Annotated in this window: 20 protein-coding genes; 18 read left to right on the top strand and 2 right to left on the bottom strand. The window is 55.7% G+C overall.

Features of this window, described 5'->3' with window-relative positions; translation table 11 throughout:
* Positions 1 to 357: 357 nt before the first annotated feature.
* The 11 genes from gmd (at position 358) to ACA041_RS08440 (ending at position 11,130) form a co-directional block, all read left to right on the top strand.
* Positions 358 to 1,479, top strand: a complete 1,122-nt coding sequence (gmd, locus tag ACA041_RS08490; RefSeq protein WP_497440704.1) for a GDP-mannose 4,6-dehydratase — start codon at positions 358 to 360, stop codon at positions 1,477 to 1,479.
* 2 nt (positions 1,480 to 1,481) lie between these two features.
* On the top strand, positions 1,482 to 2,459 hold the full coding sequence (gene fcl, locus ACA041_RS08485) for a GDP-L-fucose synthase (protein WP_497440703.1): 978 nt from the start codon (positions 1,482 to 1,484) through the stop codon (positions 2,457 to 2,459).
* Positions 2,459 to 3,667, top strand: a complete 1,209-nt coding sequence (locus ACA041_RS08480; protein WP_497440702.1) for a glycosyltransferase WbuB — start codon at positions 2,459 to 2,461, stop codon at positions 3,665 to 3,667. Before fcl ends, ACA041_RS08480 begins: the two co-directional genes overlap by 1 nt.
* Before the next feature lie 2 nt (positions 3,668 to 3,669).
* On the top strand, positions 3,670 to 4,140 hold the full coding sequence (locus tag ACA041_RS08475; protein ID WP_497440701.1) for a GDP-mannose mannosyl hydrolase: 471 nt from the start codon (positions 3,670 to 3,672) through the stop codon (positions 4,138 to 4,140).
* Positions 4,141 to 4,169: 29 nt separating this feature from the next.
* Positions 4,170 to 5,579 carry a mannose-1-phosphate guanylyltransferase/mannose-6-phosphate isomerase gene (locus ACA041_RS08470; RefSeq protein WP_497440700.1) on the top strand — a complete coding sequence of 470 codons (1,410 nt, stop codon included), beginning with the start codon at positions 4,170 to 4,172 and terminating at the stop codon, positions 5,577 to 5,579.
* A 160-nt stretch (positions 5,580 to 5,739) separates the two neighbouring features.
* Positions 5,740 to 6,024 carry a hypothetical protein gene (locus ACA041_RS08465; protein WP_497440699.1) on the top strand — a complete coding sequence of 95 codons (285 nt, stop codon included), beginning with the start codon at positions 5,740 to 5,742 and terminating at the stop codon, positions 6,022 to 6,024.
* An 88-nt stretch (positions 6,025 to 6,112) separates the two neighbouring features.
* Positions 6,113 to 7,219 (top strand): polysaccharide biosynthesis/export family protein, encoded by a 1,107-nt coding sequence (locus ACA041_RS08460; protein WP_497440698.1) that lies wholly within the window; start codon positions 6,113 to 6,115, stop codon positions 7,217 to 7,219.
* A 14-nt stretch (positions 7,220 to 7,233) separates the two neighbouring features.
* Positions 7,234 to 7,893, top strand: a complete 660-nt coding sequence (locus ACA041_RS08455) for a YjbF family lipoprotein (RefSeq protein ID WP_497440697.1) — start codon at positions 7,234 to 7,236, stop codon at positions 7,891 to 7,893.
* On the top strand, positions 7,890 to 8,663 hold the full coding sequence (locus tag ACA041_RS08450; RefSeq protein WP_497440696.1) for a capsule biosynthesis GfcC family protein: 774 nt from the start codon (positions 7,890 to 7,892) through the stop codon (positions 8,661 to 8,663). The genes ACA041_RS08455 and ACA041_RS08450 overlap by 4 nt, the downstream gene beginning before the upstream one ends.
* Positions 8,660 to 10,750: a YjbH domain-containing protein gene (locus ACA041_RS08445; protein ID WP_497440695.1), complete on the top strand. Its 2,091-nt coding sequence runs from the start codon at positions 8,660 to 8,662 to the stop codon at positions 10,748 to 10,750. The genes ACA041_RS08450 and ACA041_RS08445 overlap by 4 nt, the downstream gene beginning before the upstream one ends.
* Positions 10,747 to 11,130 (top strand): VanZ family protein, encoded by a 384-nt coding sequence (locus tag ACA041_RS08440; RefSeq protein ID WP_497440694.1) that lies wholly within the window; start codon positions 10,747 to 10,749, stop codon positions 11,128 to 11,130. The genes ACA041_RS08445 and ACA041_RS08440 overlap by 4 nt, the downstream gene beginning before the upstream one ends.
* 94 nt (positions 11,131 to 11,224) lie before the next feature.
* Here ACA041_RS08440 and pgnE read toward each other — a convergent pair whose 3' ends face one another.
* Positions 11,225 to 12,163: a UDP-N-acetylglucosamine epimerase PgnE gene (pgnE, locus tag ACA041_RS08435; protein ID WP_497442030.1), complete on the bottom strand. Its 939-nt coding sequence runs from the start codon at positions 12,161 to 12,163 to the stop codon at positions 11,225 to 11,227.
* A 1,017-nt stretch (positions 12,164 to 13,180) separates the two neighbouring features.
* On the opposite strand from pgnE, the gene ACA041_RS08430 reads away from it, so the two are divergent.
* The 5 genes from ACA041_RS08430 to ACA041_RS08410 all read left to right on the top strand — a co-directional run bounded on the left by ACA041_RS08430 (position 13,181) and on the right by ACA041_RS08410 (position 17,959).
* Complete coding sequence (locus tag ACA041_RS08430) at positions 13,181 to 13,474, top strand: DUF6124 family protein (RefSeq protein ID WP_497442029.1); 294 nt, start codon at positions 13,181 to 13,183, stop codon at positions 13,472 to 13,474.
* A gap of 227 nt (positions 13,475 to 13,701) precedes the next feature.
* On the top strand, positions 13,702 to 15,267 hold the full coding sequence (locus tag ACA041_RS08425; protein WP_497440693.1) for a methyl-accepting chemotaxis protein: 1,566 nt from the start codon (positions 13,702 to 13,704) through the stop codon (positions 15,265 to 15,267).
* Between the two features lie 410 nt (positions 15,268 to 15,677).
* Positions 15,678 to 15,941: a hypothetical protein gene (locus ACA041_RS08420; RefSeq protein WP_497440692.1), complete on the top strand. Its 264-nt coding sequence runs from the start codon at positions 15,678 to 15,680 to the stop codon at positions 15,939 to 15,941.
* Positions 15,942 to 16,498: 557 nt separating this feature from the next.
* Positions 16,499 to 16,900, top strand: coding sequence for a MerR family transcriptional regulator (locus tag ACA041_RS08415; protein WP_497440691.1), 402 nt, complete (start codon positions 16,499 to 16,501; stop codon positions 16,898 to 16,900).
* Between the two features lie 159 nt (positions 16,901 to 17,059).
* Entirely contained in the window at positions 17,060 to 17,959 is a 900-nt protein-coding gene (locus ACA041_RS08410; RefSeq protein WP_497440690.1) for a hydroxymethylglutaryl-CoA lyase, read from the top strand.
* Between the two features lie 978 nt (positions 17,960 to 18,937).
* Here ACA041_RS08410 and ACA041_RS08405 read toward each other — a convergent pair.
* The gene (locus ACA041_RS08405) at positions 18,938 to 20,635 is read right to left on the bottom strand and encodes an AMP-binding protein (RefSeq protein ID WP_497440689.1); all 1,698 of its coding nucleotides are present in this window, start codon (positions 20,633 to 20,635) and stop codon (positions 18,938 to 18,940) included.
* Between ACA041_RS08405 and ACA041_RS08400 the strand changes: the two genes are divergently transcribed.
* Both ACA041_RS08400 and ACA041_RS08395 read left to right on the top strand, forming a co-directional pair.
* Positions 20,634 to 20,837 (top strand): hypothetical protein, encoded by a 204-nt coding sequence (locus ACA041_RS08400; RefSeq protein WP_497440688.1) that lies wholly within the window; start codon positions 20,634 to 20,636, stop codon positions 20,835 to 20,837. The two genes, ACA041_RS08405 and ACA041_RS08400, sit on opposite strands and share 2 nt — an antisense overlap.
* A gap of 184 nt (positions 20,838 to 21,021) precedes the next feature.
* Positions 21,022 to 22,185: an isovaleryl-CoA dehydrogenase gene (locus tag ACA041_RS08395; protein ID WP_046047545.1), complete on the top strand. Its 1,164-nt coding sequence runs from the start codon at positions 21,022 to 21,024 to the stop codon at positions 22,183 to 22,185.
* Positions 22,186 to 22,192: the final 7 nt, after the last annotated feature.

Genomic DNA, 22,192 nt, shown 5'->3' with positions numbered 1-22,192 from the left:
TGCGCCAATTTAAATATTGAACTCCGACCCTAGGCGTTTAGCACTATTGGTTGCGCACTTTATAGCAAGCCCAATCTACATTAACGACAAACTACTCCAAACTACACTTTTTCAAAAATAACGTAGTATTAATTTTTTTACATTTATGCAGGTGCTCTACCGCAATTTGATCATTATTTATACAGAGTTATGCCAGCCCAACAACATTGCCAAACGCTGTTAGCCTAACAACGAAACGTGCTTAGCAGAATGCTTGTAGCACCCACTAACATAACTCGCCGAACAGCGCAAACCCCTATATGTTTTTTTAAACATCAAACCACCTTTAATTTATTTATAAACTCAGAAGGCAACACAATGAAAAAACGTGCTCTTATCACCGGTATCACAGGGCAAGACGGTTCCTACCTAGCAGAACTACTGTTGGAAAAAGGCTATGAGGTGCATGGTATCAAACGGCGTGCATCTTCATTCAATACCCAGCGAGTGGACCATATTTATCAGGATCCCCATGTCGACAATCGCAACTTCGTGTTGCATTACGGTGATCTAGCGGACTCTTCGAACCTCACCCGCATTATTCAAGAAGTACAGCCGGACGAGGTCTATAACCTTGGTGCCCAATCCCATGTAGCCGTGAGTTTCGAGTCGCCGGAATACACCGCCGATGTGGACGCCATGGGGACGCTGCGTATTCTGGAGGCCATCCGCCTATTGGGACTGGAGAAAAAGACTCGTTTCTATCAGGCATCCACTTCTGAACTGTATGGGCTAGTGCAGGAAACCCCACAGAAAGAGACCACCCCTTTCTACCCGCGCTCTCCTTATGCAGTAGCCAAGTTGTACGCCTACTGGATCACGGTAAACTATCGTGAGGCCTATGGCATGTATGCCTGCAACGGCATTCTTTTCAACCACGAATCCCCGCGCCGTGGTGAGACTTTTGTGACCCGCAAGATCACCCGTGCACTTGCGAATATCGGCCAAGGCCTAGAGCAATGCCTGTTCCTGGGCAACATGGATGCACTGCGTGACTGGGGTCATGCGAAGGATTACGTCCGCATGCAGTGGATGATGCTGCAACAGGAAGAGGCAGAAGACTTCGTGATTGCTACCGGTGTGCAGTATTCGGTGCGCGAGTTCGTTCGCTGGTCAGCAGCCGAACTCGGCATCGGTCTGCAGTTCGAAGGCGAGGGTGTTGATGAAATAGCAATTGTCGCGAGCATTGATGGCGACAAGGCACCGGCACTCAAGGTGGGCGATGTGATTGTAAAGGTGGACCCCCGCTACTTCCGTCCGGCTGAAGTCGAGACCTTGCTCGGCGATCCAACTAAAGCCAAGCAAAAGCTGGGCTGGACTCCGGAGATAACTGTGCAAGAAATGTGTGCCGAAATGGTTCGAGAAGACCTCAAGGTTGCACAGCGTCATGCACTGCTCAAGCAGCATGGCCATGATCTGCCGGTTGCTACGGAGAACTGAGCATGACGCACGATCTGAATCAAAATATCTTTGTTGCCGGTCATCGTGGGATGGTCGGGTCCGCCATCGTCCGCCATCTTCGGGCGCTGGGTTATACCCGCATTCTCACGGCCGCTCGCGATGAGCTAAATCTGCTCGATCAAAGGGCAGTGCAGGCTTTCTTCAAAGAGCAAAAGATCGATCAGGTCTATTTGGCGGCGGCAAAGGTCGGGGGTATTCAAGCCAATAATCTCTACCCCGCAGACTTCATCTATGACAACCTGATGATCCAAGCCAACACCATCCAGGCAGCGCATCAGTGCGATGTTCAGAAGCTGTTGTTCCTCGGATCTTCATGCATTTATCCAAAATTTGCTGTACAGCCTATGCGCGAAGACGCACTGCTCACGGGTGTCCTGGAGCCGACCAATGAGCCCTATGCCATTGCCAAGATCGCAGGGATAAAGCTTTGCGAAAGCTACAACCGCCAGCATGGTCGCGATTACCGCAGCGTAATGCCGACCAATTTGTATGGTCCGCACGATAACTATCACCCCCAAAACAGCCATGTGATCCCTGCGCTACTGCGCCGTTTTCATGAAGCTGTGCAGCGCGGTGATAAGGAAATCGTAATCTGGGGAACCGGAAAGCCGATGCGCGAGTTCTTGCACGTGAACGATATGGCTGCGGCCAGCGTGCATGTGATGGAACTGGATAGTGAAACTTATAAGGCTAGTACTCAACCAATGCTGTCTCATATTAACGTTGGCACTGGGATTGACTGCACTATTGGCGAGCTTGCGAAAACCATTGCTGACGTGACCGGTTTCGCCGGTCAGTTGAGCTTCGATACCAGCAAACCGGACGGTGCCCCGCGCAAGCTAATGGATGTATCGCGACTAGAGGCGCTCGGCTGGAAAGCCAGTATCAGTCTAAAAGACGGCCTGAGTGATGCCTACGACTGGTATGTCAACAACGTGGAACAAGCGCGGACACATTGATGAAGATCTTGCTCTACGGCATCAATTACAGCCCCGAGCTTACAGGCATCGGCAAATACAGCGGTGAGATGACAAGCTGGATGGCGGCTCAGGGCCATGAGGTTCGAGTAGTAACGGCGCCGCCTTATTACCCGGACTGGAAGGTTTGGCAAGGCTTCAGCTCCTGGGGTTTCAGTAAACGTCACGAAGCCGGTGTCGCTGTCATTCGTTGCCCGCTGTATGTCCCTGCCCGCCCAACTGCAGTCAAGCGCTTGTTGCATTTGGGAAGTTTTTCCCTTTCTTCAGCCTTTGCCATTTTGGCGCAGCTCAGATGGAAGCCCGATCTTGTCATTCTTGTTGTGCCGACCTTGTTTTGCGCGCCTCAGGCTATCGCCTTGGCAAAGCTGACAGGCGCAAAGTCGGTACTGCATATTCAGGACTATGAAGTTGATGCCCTGTTTGGTCTTTCTATCGTAAAAGGCGACAAGCTCAAACGTTTTGCTTTTGCTGTTGAGCGTGCGGTATTACGTGCATTTGACAGAGTATCCACAATTTCCAGTGGCATGTTGCGCCGCGCGGAGCAAAAGGGTGTAGCAAAAGAACAGCTGCGTTTTTTTCCGAACTGGTCGGAAACTGCCCGCTTCCATGATGTGCCACGTAATGCAGAACTTTTGATTCGACTCGGTGTAGATCCGTGCAAACGAGTACTGCTTTACTCTGGAAACATCGGCGAAAAGCAAGGACTGGAATGTGTTATTGACGCCGCTGAACATTTAGCAGAGCGAACGGAGTTGGTATTCTTGATTGTTGGTGAGGGGGCTGGCAAAGCGCGTTTACTAGATCTCTCACAGCAACGCAGACTCAGCAATGTAATTTTCGCCCCTCTACAGCCTTATGAGGATTTACCGGCGCTTCTGGCATCTGCAGATTGCCATCTGGTTATCCAAAAACGCGGCGCAGCTGATGCTGTTTTGCCATCCAAGCTTACCAATATCCTGGCAGTGGGTGGAAATGCGTTGATAACCGCCGATCCAGAGACCAGTCTAGGGTTGCTATGTTCGGAGTACCCGGGCATTGCTACTTTAGTTGAACCCGAATCAGTAGACGCCTTGATCATGGGTATTGAAGCGGTTTTAGCCATGCCGGTACCAAATGAAATTGCAACACGCTATGCCAGTGAGTTTCTTGACAAAGATCACATCCTGACACGCTTTCTGGCCGAGATTTAATCATGTGGCTCAGTGATGATCAGTTCCGCACCGTTGTCGCCTCAACACCATTGATTTCAATGGATCTGGTTGTACAAAACTCCCACGGAGAAATTTTTCTAGGTCAGAGGCTTAACCGGCCAGCGCAAGGTGTATGGTTCGTTCCTGGTGGGCGCATCTTAAAAAACGAGACGATGGATTTAGCGTTTAGTCGATTGACCAGAGACGAATTAGGCAAAGCCTTCCAGCGTAGCGAAGCTCGTATGCTGGGTGCATATGAGCATTTCTATACCAACAGCGTATTTGGCGATTCGGGTAACAGTCCGGACACCCATTACGTAGTACTCGCTTATCAGCTTGTTCTGGCGGAAGGCGAAGACCTGCAACCACCGAATGCCCAGCATGATTCCTATCGCTGGTGGCCCTTGACCGACGCGCAGGCGAGCAAAGAAGTACACGACAATACACGTGCCTATCTCGATAATCTGCGTTAAATATTAGAATCACGCAAAGGACGCTTGAAATGTTTTTCCCGATAATCATGGCAGGTGGATCCGGCTCCCGTTTGTGGCCGCTCTCGCGGCAACTCAATCCCAAGCAGTTTCTTCCGCTGGCCGATGCGGACTTCTCCATGCTGCAGGCCACTATAAAACGGCTTGATGGACTCGATGCCGCGTTACCACGGTTGATCTGCAACGAACAGCACCGTTTCCTCGCAGCCGAGCAAATGCGTCTCCTGGGGATGGAGCAGGTCAATATCCTGCTTGAACCAGTAGGCCGTAATACAGCGCCAGCCATAGCCTTGGCTGCTCTGCAGGCATGTAACGACGCTGAAGATCCGGTGTTGCTAATCCTTGCAGCAGACCATCTAATTCAGGATGTTCAAGCATTTCAAGCCAGCATTCAGGCTGCCTTGCCTTTAGCCCAGATGGGCAAACTGGTCACCTTCGGAATTGTTCCAACACATCCAGAAACTGGCTACGGTTATATCGAGAAAGGCGACAACATAGGTTCCGATGGCTTTATGGTGAGCCGGTTTGTTGAAAAACCTGACCTGCTCACTGCACAAGAATATTTAGCCAGTGGCAGCTACTTCTGGAATAGCGGAATGTTCATGTTCCGCGCCCGTCGTTACCTGGAAGAGCTGGAGTGTTTTCGTCCCGACATTCTGTGCGCCTGTCGCGATGCTTTAAGCGGTGGTTCGCAGGATATGCATTTTACTCGCGTCGATCACGAGGCCTTTGCTGCATGCCCGGAGGACTCCGTTGACTATGCTGTGATGGAAAAGACCTCCGACGCAGTAATGGTGCCACTAGACGCAGGCTGGAGCGATATTGGCTCGTGGTCCGCGCTCTGGGAGGTTAGTAAGAAAGATGAGCAGGGCAATGTCTTCAAGGGCGACGTGCTCGACCAACATTCCCGCAACACATATGTGCATGCGGATAGCCGCCTGGTAGCGACTGTCGGCGTGGAAGACCTGGTTATTGTGGAGACCAAGGACGCCGTACTGGTCGCTCACAAGAATCATGTGCAGGACGTAAGAAAAATAGTCGAAAAGTTAAAGATTGAATCTCGCAACGAGCATATAAATCATCGTGAGGTATATCGCCCATGGGGAGTATATGACTCCATCGACAATGGTCACCGATACCAGGTCAAACGCATTACTGTAAAGCCAGGCGCCAAGCTGTCAGTACAGATGCACCATCATCGGGCAGAACATTGGATCGTAGTCAGCGGTACCGCCAAAGTAACGAACGGTGACAAGACTTATCTCGTAACGGAAAACCAATCAACCTACATCCCCATCGGCCAGGTTCACGCTTTGGAAAATCCAGGCGTCATTCCATTGGAGCTCATTGAAGTCCAATCCGGCTCCTATCTGGGTGAGAACGATATCGTACGTTTTGAAGACAGATACGGCAGGGCGTGAAGCTTGCTTTAAGGGTGATTTTTCAAGGATGGGCATTCTGTGGAAATCTGATTGCCCCTCATCAGCCCTGCATAGAGCAGCTCTAGCTTGCAATACACACACCTCCTGCAATACCCTTATCCAACTACCCTCAAGGATTATCCTTTCAAGGAGCATGATCATGAAAAAACTACTGGCCTTGGCCCTCGTTACTTCCATCAGCCTGCCATTGATGGCTGCTGAAACCGCTCCTGCAAAAGCTGCTGCGCCTGGCGCCTCCTCTGATCTGTCTCTGTCGACGCCTATCGCAGGTGGCGTAACAGTTGGCACTGGTCTGGCGATCGGAGCGGGGCTTATCGCTGTCGGCATTGCTGCTTCCAACAGTGGTGGTGGTGGCGGTAATGACGGCACCCCAGGCACCACTGGCACTCCCGGTACTACTGGCACTACTGGCACCACCCGGTAACAGTCCCTCCGTTTACAAGTTCGATAAGCTAACCTCCCAGCCTGCTGGGAGGTTTTGTTTTGCCTATTCCCTTCGAGCAATTTCGACAATGAATCGCGCGCTTCCCTTGGCCATGCTGGTTGGCCTGACCCTGCAAGGCTGCATTTTCTCCCCTGGTCAGCACATGGACACAGGCAATCTGGTACGTGAAGGTTCACCAGAAAGCAGCCGGATCGAACTGGTGCCCATTACTCCCAAACTCGTGGCCATTGAGGCAGCTGCTAACCGGTCGAATGTTGTTGCACCGGAACTACTTGGCTACCAGCCCGCTGAGTACAAGATAGGTGCCGGTGATCTGATCTACATCACTGTCTGGGACCACCCAGAGTTAACCGCTCCATCAGGTGGGCAGCAACCGATTGAAGCGAACGGGCGTACGGTTCGCCCCGACGGCAGCCTCTTCTACCCCTACGTTGGTACGATCGAAGCTGCCGGAAAAACCATCGAAGATCTACGTTCGAACATTGCTTCACGCCTGGCCAAGGTGATTGCCGAGCCCCAAGTGGATGTCAGCATCGTGCGCTTCGCCAGCCAGAAGATTATTCTCTCCGGCGCTTTCCTCAAGACCGGCCAGTTTCCAATCACCAATACGCCCTTAAGGCTATTGGACGCTGTTGGCCAGGGCTCGGTAATACCCGAGTCTGCTGACATTTCTGGCCTAGTGCTCAAGCGCGACGGTCGTGAATACCTCATCGATCTCGATGCGCTCAATCGCAAGAATTCGAACTTGCACAACCTCTACCTGAAGGACGGCGACCAACTGCACCTGCCCTACAATGATCAGAAGAAGGTCTACGTGCTAGGTGAAGTTACCGCGGCGCGGGCCCTCAATTTCAAGGGCAGTAACATGAACCTCACCGATGCTTTGGGCACTGTTGGCGGTCTGCGTCAGGAAACCTCTAGCGGCAAGGAGGTGTATGTGATCCGCGGGGTAGAAAATCTGGCCGACGAACCGGTAAAGGTTTTTCAAATTAACCTCAAGTCGCCCTCCGCATTCGCCCTTTCCCAGCACTTCAAACTGCAACCGCAAGATGTGGTTTATGTCGGCCCGGCCGATGTCACCCGCTGGAACCGTTTCATCAGCCAAGTTTTCCCCTCTGCGAACCTGCTGCGTACTGGTGTCAGCATTCAGGATGACTTGGGCAGCAACAACTAAGAATTGGAATTCTTGTGAAATTTCTGCGACTGGCCACCCTATCGGTGGCCTCCTTGCTGGTGAGCGCCTGCAACCCGTTGATGACCGCTTCCCTGGACACGCTCAAGGCCGCTTTCGAAGGACCTGAGCCCCTGGAACTTACCCGCCAACAGGTGGATGCAACTCCGTACTACCAGATCACCATTGCAGCACCCACGGGTGAAGCCGTGATGGCGTTGGTACGTCTGCAAGACGGTGTAGGTTTCTGGATGGCCTCGACCCGCCAGATACTGATGCTGGAGGATGGCCTGGCCATCCGCAGTGTCGGTTTTAACAACAACCTCGACGGCACCCGCTTTGAGGGCGAGTCACCCTTCAAGACCGGTCTGCACCGAATCGCCGATGGCCTGCAAACACGTCGCCAGGTGGACTTCACCGACGGCTATCGGATGGGTGTAAGGCTTACCAGCCGCTTCGAGAAGAAAGGCCTGGAAACCGTACACATCCTAGACCACGACGTAGAGCTATTGCGCGTGGACGAAGAGATCGTAATGGAAGGTCTGGGCTTTACCGCGCGGAACCAGTATTGGGTCGACCCTGCCGACGGCTTCATCATGGCCAGTATTCAGCACCTGACCCCCGAATTGCCCCTACGCATTGTTCAAGTGCGCCCGAATAAGCCGGTAGTGCAATGATTCTTCGTTCCTCCTGGCTGCTTTGCTGCAGCCTGTTCATGACTTTTGCCGTAAATGCCGAATCGCAGGTGACCGTGCAGGGTGATGCCGCCAAGCCCGGACGCTACTCGTTCCAGGAAGGCACTCGCCTGCACGACGTATTGCTGCCAGCCCAGGTTAATCCGAAGGCTTACCTGCTTGGTGCTGCGTGGTTGCATACCCCGCTGCGCAACGCGCAGGAGCGCCTCAAGCTGGGCGTACTCTTCGATCTTGCAACCGTGCGAAGCAACGCTCTTCAGGATGACGAGACCGAGTTGGCCGCGCTCGCCGCACGTCTCAGCGACAAAGTGCAAGCCATGCCGGTGACCGGCCGCAGAGTGGCACAGCTGGATCCGGTGCGGGTTGAACTGAACCGTGGTGACAACCCCTACTTGAGCGCTGGTGATGTGCTGCTCTACCCAGCCCGCCCTACCACAGTAAAGGTTGTGGGTGCCGTGCTGGGTGAGTGCGAGTTGGCCTACCAGCCTTTGCAGCCGGCCATCAGTTATCTGAAAAGCTGTCCGCGTGATCCTGGCGCCGACGCTGATCTGCTCTTTGTTGTCCAGCCGGATGGACGCGTTTTCCAGGAAGGCATCGCGCTCTGGAACGAAACAAAATCTGTATCGCCCGCGCCGGGAGCACGCATTTATGTGCCTGTGCGCAGTAGTGCCAAGGGCGAACCTACGCCTGACCTGAATACCGAACTGGCCGCTTTCATCGCCACCCAGCCGCTGCTGGAGGTGAAGCCATGAAGTTCCACTTGATCCCTTGCCTGTTGCTCGGTTGCAGCACATGGACGGTGGCCGAGCCGCACTACACCCAAAGTGATTTTGGTGGGGTAGGTCTATTGCAGACACCTAGCGCACGCATGGCACCTGCTGGTGAATTGTCTTTGACTGCCAGCCGCACCGATCCATACAGTCGCTACAGCGTATCGTTTCAGCCCTTCGAATGGCTGGAAGGGTCGTTCCGTTACACCTCGATCAGCAACCGCGATTATGGCCCGGAGTCCTTGAGCGGCAGCCAAAGCTATAAGGACAAAGCGATTGACGCCAAAGTCCGACTGCTTGAGGAAAGCCACTGGATGCCACAAGTCGCCCTAGGCGCGCGTGACATTGGTGGTACCGGTCTGTTCTCCAGCGAATATTTTGTCGGCAATAAACGCCTTGGCAATTTCGACTTAAGCTTAGGCATGGCCTGGGGTTATATCGGCAACCGTGGCGATATCGACAATCCATTGGGCTGGCTCGATGACAAGTTCAATGAGCGACCAACTTCTGGCAGTCAAGCGGGTGACTTTAACGGAAACAGCTATTTCCGTGGCTCCCCCTCCCTCTTCGGCGGCGTGACCTACCAAACCCCTTGGGATCCGCTGTCGCTGAAACTCGAATACGAAGGCAACGACTACCAACACGAACCCCAGAACAACAACCAGATCCAGGATTCCCCGATCAACCTCGGTCTGGTTTTCAAAGCCAACGACTCAGTCGACCTGCACGCCGCCTGGGAACGCGGCAACACCGCAATGTTCGGCATCACCCTGCACACCAACTTTGCCACCCGCAAAGCACCGACCAAAAGCTTCGATCCGAAGCCCGAACCCGTGCCGGATGTCAAACCGACAACCGCGCCCACCGACGTGCAATGGGCTGGTGTCGCCAAGCGCTTGCAAAACAACGCAGGCTATACCGTCTCGCGCATCACCCAACGCGATTCCGAGCTGATCGTCTACGGCGAACAGGGCCGCTATTTCCATACTCCGAAAGCCGTCGGCCGGGCTTCGCGCATTCTCGACAACAGCGTCAACGACAAGATCGACTGGTTCACCCTTGTCGACACGCGCTACAGCTTGCCTGTTCAGGAAGTCAGCCTGCCTCGGGACACCTTCCGTGAAGTGGTACAGGAAGAACGCCCGCTGGAAGACCTGCGCCGGGTCACCGAGCAGAACGTTCCTGTGCCGCATCAGGAAAAAACCCTGTTCGCGCAGAAGCCGGATCCGTTCACCTATGGCTTGGGCCTTGGCTATAAACAGAACGTTGGTGGCCCCGACGGGTTCCTGTTGTACCAGTTCAGTGCGGACCTGACTGCTGAGTATCGTTTCCAGCCTGATTTGTGGTGGAGCGGCACCCTGAGCGCAAACCTGGCGAACAACTTCGACAAGTTCAGGTACGACGCACCCAGTGGCCTGCCACGTGTGCGTACCGACCTGCGAAAATACATGACGACCTCGGACGTCACGATGCCGACCTTCCAGATCAACAAGGTCAAGCAGCTGGACCAGGACCTCTATGGCATGCTCTACGGCGGTTATCTGGAGTCGATGTACGCCGGCGTAGGCGGTGAAGCACTCTACCGTCCGATGGGTGAGCGCTGGGCCGTGGGTGTGGACATGAACTGGGTGAAGCAGCGCGATTTCAATCAAGGCTTTGGCCTGCGTGACTACAGTACGGTCACTGGCAATGCCACGCTCTACTACCGCAGTTCGTTCCAGGACATCCTCGGCGCGCTTAGCGTCGGGCGCTACCTGGCCAGAGATCTGGGGGTCACCCTGGACCTGTCCCGTGAGTTCAGCAATGGCGTGCGGTTCGGTGGTTGGGTAACGGTAACCAACGCAACCAAGGAAGAATATGGCGAGGGTAGTTTCGGCAAGGGCATTTACTTCTCGATTCCGTTTGATGAATTGATGTCTAGCTCCACTACCCGCCGGGCCGCACTGGCCTGGACACCACTTACCCGAGATGGTGGCGCGGGACTGGCTCGCAGCTACTCGCTGTACACTCTGACAGAGCGGCGCAACATCGACCTCTTCCACAGCAACTTCTACAAGGTCACCGAATGAAGCAGCGGATTCTACGTGTCCTGCCCAAGCTGGCGTTTTTCGTGATCCTGCTGGTGCTTTGCTTCGCCGGCATGCGCGGCGAGCCGGTGCCTCAGATGTACGAAAATCAGGACAAGCTGCATCACTGGGCCGGGTTCGCTTGTCTGACGGTGAGCGCCTACTTGGCGTTCCCCGGGACCCGGCTGATCTGGTTGCTGTTTTGGCCGCTGGTGGGTTCGATGCTGATCGAGCTGGAACAGAGTTTGATGCCGCTGCGCTCTGCTTCCTGGGGAGACATGCTGGCTAATGCCATGGGGGTTTTGTGCGGTATGTTGGTTATATTCGCATTGCGGGGATACCAGACCATGAAACTCAAGAAGCGCTCGCCGATAGTCTCGTAGAGCGTTAATCAACTTCTTGGTTAACGTCGGAAAGGCTGGCCCCCGTTATCGAAAAACGTGGCCAGACTCACCGCACTTTGCTTATTTCAGCAGTTCAACAAGCCTCACGTCCCAGCAATCTTGCTAGCCCAACACTCATCGCTGTTGGTTCAGCCATCTCGAATCTCTCAAGTAGCCGCTGGTTGTTCGCTCGCGAATGGCGAATATCACCCGAGCGCGCCGGACTGTGACTAACAGGCGGCAACTCTCCCAAAACCTCAGCCAACGCGCCGAGCATTTGCTTGAGTGTGGTGGCTTTGTTCATGCCTACGTTAATTGCGCCAACTTCGACCTGCGGCGCTTCTATCGCCTGCGCTAACACGCCAACCAAATCTTCTACATAGACAAAATCGCGAGTTTGCTCACCATCGCCGAAAATCGTGATGGGCAGGCCTTTTTGTGCTCGCTCGCTGAAAATACTGATAACACCGGAATACGGCGAGGAAGGATCCTGACGCGGGCCAAAAATATTGAAAAAACGGAACACAACGGGTTCCAGCGCGTGCTGGCGTCGGTAGAAGTCGAAGTAATATTCGCTCGCCAGTTTATCGGAAGCATAGGGTGTCAGTGGGGCTTTAGGCGTGTCTTCATCGATCGCGAAACCTTCACCATTGTTGCCATATACGGCTGCACTGGAGGCGAACACCACACGCTTGATGTTGGCCTGACGCATGGCTTCACAAACGTTCAGCGTGCCCACGAAGTTACTTTGATGCGTACGAACTGGATCATCAACCGAAGCTTGGACCGAAGCCACTGCTGCCAAATGGGCGACTGCCTGGCAACCTGCCATTACTCGTGCAACGGTTGCTGCATCGGCAACATCGCCTTCGATCAACTCGACTCGTGGATTATCGAGCGGAAGGTTGCTGCGCTTGCCAGTCGACATGTCATCGAGAATTCGAACTGTATAGCCTTTCGCAAGCAAGACATCAGTCAGATGGGAGCCAATAAAACCGGCGCCCCCAGTGATTAGAACAGGACCGTTAGACATAATTAACCTATCAATAATTTTCGGGACGACTGGTTGCCTCGTCTCGAAGATGTTCCCTGGTTTCATTTGAAGCACACTCAGGTGCGCTGTGGATATTTAGAGCGGTTGCTAGAGAGACATTTTTGAACGGTCAATTGTCCCACAAATGACTCTGTGGATTCGACTTGCGTAACCGGTTTCTGCTCGGTCATACGCGCTAAGCCCTTGTTCGACGGAAGACGGGATAATTCCGTTGTTGCACAGCAGCAATTGTGCTGCCGGTTGCTTCCCTGGTGGTCGAAGCCCGTGCACCCGCTCAACACTTGCTGCGAGCATAGACCCTGACGATTCATGCGGATGAGGTTGAGATCGCGGGGTCCCAACCATCGACAACGGAATGTTCCCCAACGTAAAACGCCACACGCCCAATACTCAGCACACACCAACTCACGATCGGTGCGCCTAGGGCGCCAGGCCTCAGAGAAAATAGGATGTTTCTGAGGGTGATGTAGGAAGCTTCCGGGTATTTGAAAGTCCCTAATCTGAATAACACTTCCCGGTTGAGTCGAGGCTTAACCTAAAGCTTTTATTCGCCGTAATCCGCCCCTCAAACGCCACCTGCCAGCGCTTGTTTAATTACACGTAGGATTACTTCTCGAGAGCCACAGCGTCTTGCGCCGTTGCCTACAGCTACGCCAGAATCCGCCGGCTTGTGCATCTCGGGGCCGGTCGGTAACTTGATTCCCGTCACTGATTGTCAGTGATCGGGTTTAGTAGCCCGGCTAGTTATCCTCGGTTGCACAGGTGTCATTCAGTCAGGCATATGCCTGCACTTGATGGTGGCTGTGCGCATGGCGCCTTCGGGCGCGCCGGGTTTTGGGTGACTTTACCGGTCTACTAACTTGCGCACAGCTACCACCCTTTCGTGTAGTAGCGAGATGGTCGTGGCCCTTTCTGGAGAAAGTACCCATGTTCAAGGTCACACCTAATCCGCCAGACACCGATCCAGCATCCCCCGACGAAAACCCCGATTAAAAAATACTCCACGAAGCCGCCGAGCGCTCCGTCGATAACCACCTCAACCCGACCGCCCACATCATGGCTACCCCGCGCAAACCCGGCACCATGTTCATCGTTAACCCCGAACTCGATACCGAAACCCTGCTGGTCCATGCTTGTGAGTCGCTGGCCTCGGCCAATGTCATGGCCAGTGATTTGGCGGGGTTTCTGGAGGGGACGCATCGCAATACCCTGCTGGGGATTGCGCAGGTCATCATGCTGGGGGAGTTGGCGGTGAATCGGGTGTTGGATCGGATTGATCCGCCGGAATAGCACCACCTGACCAGATTATTTTGGTCAGGCCTTCCTGGTCTGAATGTTGACGATCAGGAAGGCTTTGCTTCCACCCTTGACCTTGTTTTTTTCAGGTCTTGGTGCGGGGTGGGTTTGGCGATAGCTGCCGGCTTTTTGTGTGATTCACCACTCATTTAAAAATAAAAACTCAACAAATCCGTGACCACGCCGACACCCTGTCAAAGCCTCACGGATCGAATATAGCCATGCGTAACAACCAGCCCATTACTCAACGCGAACGGACCTTCCCGGCTCAGCAACGGTTGATTTCCACGACCGATGCCAAGGGCGTGATTACTTACTGCAACGATGCCTTTGTCGAGGTCAGCGGGTTTTCTCGCGAGGAGCTGATTCGTGCGCCGCACAATCTGGTGCGTCACCCCGACGTGCCTTCTGCGGTGTTTGCGCACATGTGGGCGACGCTGAAGCAAGGCTTGCCGTGGATGGGCATTGTCAAGAATCGCTGCCAGAACGGTGACCATTACTGGGTCAACGCCTATGTCACGCCGGTGTTTGAAGGCCGTCAGGTGGTGGGTTACGAGTCGGTGCGGGTCAAGCCCACTGCCGAACAGATTCGCCGTGCCGAAGCGCTTTATCAGCGCCTCAACCAGGGCAAGTCGGCCGTGCCTTCGACGGATAAATGGCTGCCGGTGCTGCAGGACTGGTTGCCGTTCATTCTGGTGAGCCAGTTGAGTTTCCTGATCGGTGCATCGCTCAATTCGCAATGGGGTTTTGCTCTCGCCGCGGGGCTGTCGGTGCCGCTGGGGCTGATGGGGTTGCGTTGGCAGCAGCGCGGGCTCAAGCGTTTGTTGCGCCTAGCCGAGCAGACCACGTCGGATCCGTTGATTGCGCAGATGTACACCGACAGTCGTGGCGCTCAGGCGCGGCTGGAGATGTCGATTCTTAGTCAGGAAGCGCGGCTGAAAACCTGCCTGACGCGTTTGCAGGACACTGCCGAGCATTTGACCGAGCAAGCGAAACAGTCCGACACCCTCGCCCACAACAGCTCCACCGGGTTGGAGCGTCAGCGTGTTGAAACCGAGCAAGTGGCGACTGCAGTGAACCAGATGGCTGCGACTACTCAGGAAGTTGCCAGCCACGTGCAGCGCACGGCGGATGCGACTCAGGAAGCCAATCGCTTGACCGGTCGTGGTCGTGATATCGCCGGGGAAACTCGTGAAGCTATTCAACGTCTGTCGACGGTGGTGGGTGAAACCGGGTTGACCGTGACCCAGTTGGCCAAGGACAGCAATGAGATCGGTGGTGTGGTTGATGTGATCAAAGGCATCGCTGACCAGACCAACCTGTTGGCGTTGAACGCGGCCATTGAAGCGGCTCGTGCCGGTGAGATGGGGCGCGGGTTTGCGGTGGTTGCCGATGAAGTGCGGCAGCTGGCGCAACGCACCAGTGAATCCACCGGGCAGATTCATGCGTTGATTGCCAAGCTGCAGCACACCGCCAGCACTGCGGTGCAAACCATGGAAGCCGGGCATCGCCAGGCGGAAGAAGGTGTGGCGCGGGTGCTGGAAGCGGATCAGGCGCTGGTGGGGATCAGTGAAGCGGTGGCCAATATTACCGACATGACCACGCAGATTGCGGCGGCGACTGAGGAGCAAAGTGCGGTGGCTGAGGAAATCAGTCGCAACATCAGCAATATTTCGCAGCTGGCGGACCAGACTTCGGTGCAGGCGCAACACTCGGCGTTGTTGAGTGAGGAGCTGACCAAGACGGCAAATACCCAGTATTCGTTGGTGGAGCGGTTTAACCGCTGATTGCCGCTATCGAGAAGGCGGCGGGTACACATCCGCCGTCCTCTTACGCCACCGTACGTACGGTTCCGTATATGGCGGCTAAGGTTATGCGAATAAGCTGCAGTATCGAGACAGTCCCGAGTCGATCTCACAGCTTCTTCGGCAGCGTCTGAGTCGTGTGGCAATCCTGATTTTCGCCATGGTTGCGCAGATAACTCAGTCAGCGAACCGCAGCGTCTGTTTGGCATCCTTCCAAGTGTCTGGCATGGTGGTCGAGCAGGGATGCGTTGGCACCGCTGGTCGCTTCCGGCGTGGCGGATCAAATTAGCGATTTTTCGCGTTAACGCTAAATAACCGATGATGCCTGCCGATAGTCAAGACAATGCCCCGACGCCGGGGATTTTTGAACATGTGGTAACGGGTTAAAGCTTATGAAAGAGATCTATCTACTGATCGAGCATGGTATGGATCAAGGCGAAGTTTACGTACTTGGCTGGTTCGACGATAAAAAAAGGGCCGAAGAAGTGGCCGAGGAAAAGGAGTGGGAGTCTTACCGCGCCATCCTGAAGGCTGAGAATAATTGGTCAGGTCAAAAACCCGTGGCTCCAGACCAAACGAAATATCGTCGTTTCTGGATTAGTGAGATTTCCAAATTCGAACGCACTCCGGTGCCCAGGTCCTCGGCAGTTCATTGAGCCTCTGATCGTTTTAGTAAGGCACAGACACGCAGGCGCTTCCTGTTCGTCAGGCCCATAGTTTGCCTTGGGCTTCCTTCAGATTCGCAGTCACCCGCGACACCCTTGTCTCCGACTAACACTCCCTTGGCCGATGAGTGAGGGCTTCTACCTCCAAGTCGTCCGACTTCACCATATGAGCTAACAGCGCCAAACACGGCGCTACGCGCCATGACTGGCGAACCAACGAATAATCCGGGCGCTGATGCGCCCGGTTTTGTTTTTGATGCGGGTTGATGTCAACACGCGATTCAGGGGCTGCTAACTACCGTGGCGAGGGAGCTTGCTCCCGCTGGGGCGCGCAGCGGCCCTGAATCAGGTTGCCGGGATTTTTCTGGAGGACTGCGGTCGCCTTGTTGGGGCTGCTGCGCAGCCCGGCGGGAGCAAGCTCCCTCGCCACAGGTGGTGGGGTGAGTTGTGTGGTGTGTGAGCCTGTGAGGTGTTGAAAGACTTGCGGCCCTTGACGTAAACGTCAACCTGCCATTAGCTTAGCGCCATGACCTTTTTCGAGCGCTTCCATGAGCAGCCAGACCTATAGCATTTCCGATCTCGCCCGCGAGCTCGACATCACCACCCGGGCCATTCGCTTTTATGAAGAGCAAGGGCTGCTCAGCCCTGAGCGGCGTGGGCAGGAACGTATTTATTCGCCTCGGGACAAGGTCAGTTTGAAGCTGATTCTGCGGGGTAAGCGGATTGGTTTCTCGTTGGCGGAATGCCGTGAGTTGATCGAGCTTTACGATCCTACTGGTGGCAATCAGAAGCAGCTGCAGACGATGTTGAGCAAGATCGCCGAGCGGCGGGAGCAGCTTGAGCAGCAGATGCTGGATATTGAGCAGATGAAGCTGGAGCTGGATACGGCCCAGGAGCGGTGTAGTCAGGCGTTGGAGGAGACGATCAAGAGTCAGCAGGCTGTTCAATAGGTCTTTACACAATCCCCCCTGTAGGAGCGAGTTTGCTCGCGATGGGCGTTAACGATAATGGGTGCTGCCTGGATGGACGCGGTGCCTTTACGTTTTTCGCGGGCAAGCTCCGCTCCTACAGGGGGTCTCTGAAGGTTTAGATAGCACAGGTCGATTCCCATGTCCCTACCTACTCACGTACGCCTGGTCGAAGTCGGCCCTCGCGACGGTCTGCAAAATGAAGCTCAGCCCATCAGTGTCGCGGACAAGGTGCGGTTGGTTGATGCGTTGACTGCCGCTGGTGTGAGCTATATCGAGGTTGGCAGTTTTGTCTCGCCCAAGTGGGTGCCGCAGATGGCTGGTTCTGCCGAGGTGTTTGCGCAGATCCAGCGCAAGGCCGGGGTGACGTATGCGGCGCTCGCGCCCAATCTTCGCGGGTTTGAAGATGCGGTGGCGGCTGGGGTCAAGGAGGTTGCGGTGTTCGCTGCGGCATCCGAGGCGTTTTCTCAGCGCAATATCAATTGCTCGATCAGTGAAAGCCTGGAGCGTTTTGTGCCGATCATGGACGCTGCGAAACAGCACGGGGTGAGTGTGCGGGGTTATGTGTCCTGTGTGCTGGGTTGTCCTTATGAGGGTAACGTCGCGCCGGAACAGGTCGCGCGGGTTGCTCGTGAGCTTTATGCCATGGGCTGTTACGAGGTGTCCCTGGGCGACACCATTGGTACCGGAACGGCCGGTGCTACCCGCAAGCTGATTGAAGTGGTCTCGGCCGAGGTGCCGCGGGAGAAACTGGCTGGGCACTTCCACGACACTTATGGGCAGGCCATGGCCAATATCTACGCCAGTCTGCTGGAAGGGGTTTCGGTGTTCGACAGTTCCATCGCCGGCCTCGGCGGCTGCCCCTACGCCAAGGGCGCCAGCGGCAACGTGGCCACCGAAGACGTGATTTACCTGCTTAATGGGCTGGGGATCGACAGCGGGATCGACCTGGATGCGTTGATTGTGGCGGGCCAGCAAATAAGCTCGGTGCTGGGGCGTGCCAGCGGTTCGCGCGTGGCCAAGGCTCGCAGCGCGCAGTGAGTGTGCGGTTGTGTCGGGGTGTTACCGCTGGGGTTTGAATGTGGGGGACAAGCGAGTAACACGGAAACAAATGTGGGGATTCTGGCGGTGCGAAAAATCTTATAAAAACTCAACCTATTGATTTTAAAGGGTTTTTCAAAGTTGGCACGGCTCCTGCTATCTCTATGGCATAACAAGAACAAAAAAAACGTTTCACACCTAATAAAAATAAGACGTAACGACTCTGACATAACAAAAACAACACGGCAGAGACGCAGCTAACAGATTTTTTTGGAGAGGATGTGCTTTTCAGGGTGCTTTTCGGAGTGACCCACAACCGGGCAGAGAATAATAAAACTACCTTCAGGTAGCTCCCGAACTGGTTGGATCGCTTGGCGAGAAAGTAGATCAGCGCTCAAAAAAATACGTTTGCTCTTGATCCCGGATGGGGATCGATAAAAACAGCGGTAAAGGGTCACGGTTGCTAAAAACAAAAACAGGCCGCCCCTCAATAATAAAAAAAGAGCACGTGACGACAAAATTAAAGGGGAGCTTCGGCTCCCCTTTGTGCTTTCTGGCGTTTGTGTTTTCCCACGATCAAAAATTTGTGTGCGGGCTTGCTTGCGGGAGCGGTGTGTCTGTCTGGTTAGTGGTTGGATGTGCCGGCCTCTTCGCGAGCAAGCTCGCTCCCACAGGGGGCTGCGGTGGGCAGTGGATTTCGGGGCAGCCTCAATCCACTGTGGGAGCGAGCTTGCTCGCGAAGGACGTATGGGCACCGCGTTCATCCAGGCGGCCCCCGTTATCGTTAACGTTCTTCGCGAGCAGGCTCGCTCCCACAGGGGGAGCTGCAGTGGTCAGTGGTTTTTGGGGCAGCCCGGTTAACTGTGGGAGCGAGCTTGCTCGCGAAGGACGTATGGGCACCGCGTTCGTCCAGGCGGCCCCCGTTATCGTTAACGTCCTTCGCGAGCAAGCTCGCTCCTACAGAGGGAGGGATTGTGGTCAGGTTTTGTTGATGCTTAGTTCTTCGATGCTGATTTCGCGCATGCGGAATTTCTGGATCTTGCCGGTTACGGTCATCGGGAATTCTTCGACGAATTTGAAGTAGCGCGGCGTCTTGAAGTGGGCGATGCGTTCTTTGCACCAGGCTTGCAGTTCTTGCTCGGTGGCGCTGTGGCCGGGGTGGAATTTGATCCAGGCGACGATTTCTTCGCCGTAGCGTGAGCAGGGAATGCCGATCACTTGCACGTCGGCCACGGCCGGGTGGGTGAAGAAGAATTCTTCCAGTTCGCGCGGGTAAATGTTTTCGCCGCCGCGGATGATCATGTCCTTGTTGCGGCCGGCGATGCAGACGTAGCCCTCCTCGTTCATGCTCGCCAGGTCGCCGGTGTGCATCCAGCCGGCCTGGTCGATGGCTTCGGCGGTGCCTTGCGGGTTGTTCCAGTAGCCGAGCATCACGCTGTAGCCGCGGGTGCACAGTTCGCCGATGGTGCCGCGGGGCACCAGGTTGCCGGCCTCGTCGATGATTTTGCTTTCCAGTTGCGGCTGGGTGCGGCCGACGGTGGTGACGCGCAATTCCAGTTCGTCTGAAGGGCCGGTCTGCAATGACACCGGGCTGGTTTCGGTCATGCCGTAGGCGATCTGCACTTCATTCATGTGCATGTCGGTGATGACCCGGCGCATCACTTCGATCGGGCAGGTGGCCCCGGCCATGATCCCGGTGCGCAGGCTCGACAGGTCGAATTCGGCGCGTTGCGGTTGGTCGAGCATGGCGATGAACATGGTCGGTACGCCGTAGAGCGCGGTGGCTTTTTCTTCGGCGACGGTGGTCAGGGTCAGCAGCGGATCGAAGGCGTCGTTGGGGTAGATCATGGTGCTGCCGTGGGTGATGCAGCCGAGGTTGCCCATGACCATGCCGAAGCAGTGATAGAGCGGCACCGGGATCACCAGCCGGTCGTTGGCGGTGAGGCCGAGGCTTTCGCCGACCATGTAGCCGTTGTTGAGGATGTTGTAGTGGCTGAGGGTCGCGCCCTTGGGGAAACCGGTGGTGCCGGAGGTGTACTGGATGTTCACCGCCTGGTCGAAATGCAGGCTGTCCTGGCGCTCGCGCAGTTGCTCGGTGGAGACGCTGGCGGCCAGATCGGTCAATTGCGACCAGGGCAGGAAACCCGCGGGCGGCTGGGCGTCGAGGCTGATCACCCCGCGCAATTCCGGCAGGCGTTCGCTGTGCAATTGGCCGGTGGCCTGTTCGGCCAGTTCCGGCACCAGGCCTTGCAGCATGCCGTGGTAGTTGGAGGTCTTGAAGGCGCCGGCGCAGACCAGCCATTGGCAGCCGGACTGCTTTAATACGTATTCCAGTTCGGAACTGCGATACGCCGGGTTGATGTTGACCAGGATCACGCCGAGCTTCGCGCTGGCGAATTGGCTGATGCACCATTGCGCGCAGTTGGGGGCCCAGATGCCCAGGCGATCGCCGGTCTGCAGGCCCAGGGCTAGTAGCGCCCTGGCGTGCAGGTCGACGGCCTCGGCCAGTTGCTGCCAGGTGTAGCGCAGCTGTTGATGACGCACCACCAGCGCCTCCCCGGTCGGGTATTGCGCGACGGTGTGGTCGAACGCCTGGCCGATGGTCATCGCCAGCAAGGCTTTGTCCTGAGAACCGCGGGTATAGCTGCGCTGCGGGCTTGCACTGGGTTGATCCATGACGACCCCTATTGTCTTTATTTATGGGTTGGCGACGGTCACCTGTGGGGGCGGGTTTGCTTTTGAAGAGGTCGGCACGTTCGACATTGATGTTGACTGGTCCGACGTCTTCGCTGGCAAGCCAGCTCCTACAGGGGTTCAGCTGTGGACGGTCACTGTAGGAGCGAGCTTGCTCGCGAAGGACGTCAGGGCGCCGCGTTGATCCAGGCAGCCCGCGTGATCGTTAACGTCCTTCGCGAGCAAGCTCGCTCCTACAGACAGCATCACTCAAGTTGACGTTAACGTAAAGGGTGATTGACAGCCATTCGTCACAGGCTTACGTTAACGTAAAGGTGAGAACCGGATCGCGGCCTCCCCTACCCTACAAAAAAGCCAAAAGGTGCCCCATGAGCTATCCATCCCTGAATTTTGCCCTCGGTGAAACCATCGACATGCTGCGCGATCAGGTTCAGTCCTTTGTCGCCAAGGAGATCGCCCCGCGCGCCGCTCAGATCGACATCGACAACCTGTTCCCGGCGGACCTGTGGCGCAAGTTCGGCGACATGGGCCTGCTGGGCGTTACCGTGCCGGAAGAGTACGGCGGCGCTGGCCTGGGTTACCTGGCCCACGTGGTGATCATGGAAGAGATCAGCCGCGGCTCGGCCTCGGTGGCGCTGTCCTACGGCGCGCACTCCAACCTCTGCGTCAACCAGATCAACCGCAACGGCAATCACGAGCAGAAAACCAAGTACCTGCCCAAGCTGATCAGCGGCGAGCACATCGGCGCCCTGGCCATGAGCGAGCCGAATGCCGGTTCCGACGTGGTGTCGATGAAACTGCGCGCCGACAAGCGCGGCGATCACTATGTGCTTAACGGCAGCAAAACCTGGATCACCAACGGTCCGGACGCCAACACCTATGTGATCTACGCCAAGACCGACCTGGAAAAAGGCCCCCACGGCATCACCGCGTTTATCGTCGAGCGTGATTCCAAGGGCTTCAGCCGCAGCAACAAATTCGACAAGCTGGGCATGCGCGGTTCTAACACCTGCGAGCTGTTCTTCGATGACGTCGAAGTGCCGGAAGAAAATATCCTCGGCGTGCTCAACGGCGGCGTGAAAGTGCTGATGAGCGGCCTCGACTACGAACGCGTGGTGCTGTCCGGCGGCCCGACCGGGATCATGCAGGCGTGCATGGACCTGATCGTGCCGTACATCCATGATCGCAAGCAGTTCGGCCAGAGCATCGGCGAATTCCAGCTGATCCAGGGCAAGGTCGCCGACATGTACACCCAGCTCAACGCCAGCCGCGCCTACCTGTATGCGGTAGCGCAAGCGTGCGAGCGCGGCGAAACCGCCCGCAAGGATGCCGCCGGCGTGATCCTTTACAGCGCCGAATGCGCGACCCGAATGGCGCTCGACGCGATCCAGATTCTCGGTGGCAACGGCTACATCAATGAATTCCCCGCCGGTCGCCTGCTGCGTGACGCCAAGCTGTACGAAATCGGCGCCGGCACCAGTGAGATCCGCCGCATGCTGATCGGTCGCGAACTGTTCAACGAAACCCGCTAAACGGAGC

The sequence above is a fragment of the Pseudomonas sp. LBUM1676 genome, from assembly GCF_059695605.1.
This window is presented reverse-complemented; position numbering and strand designations above follow the sequence as displayed.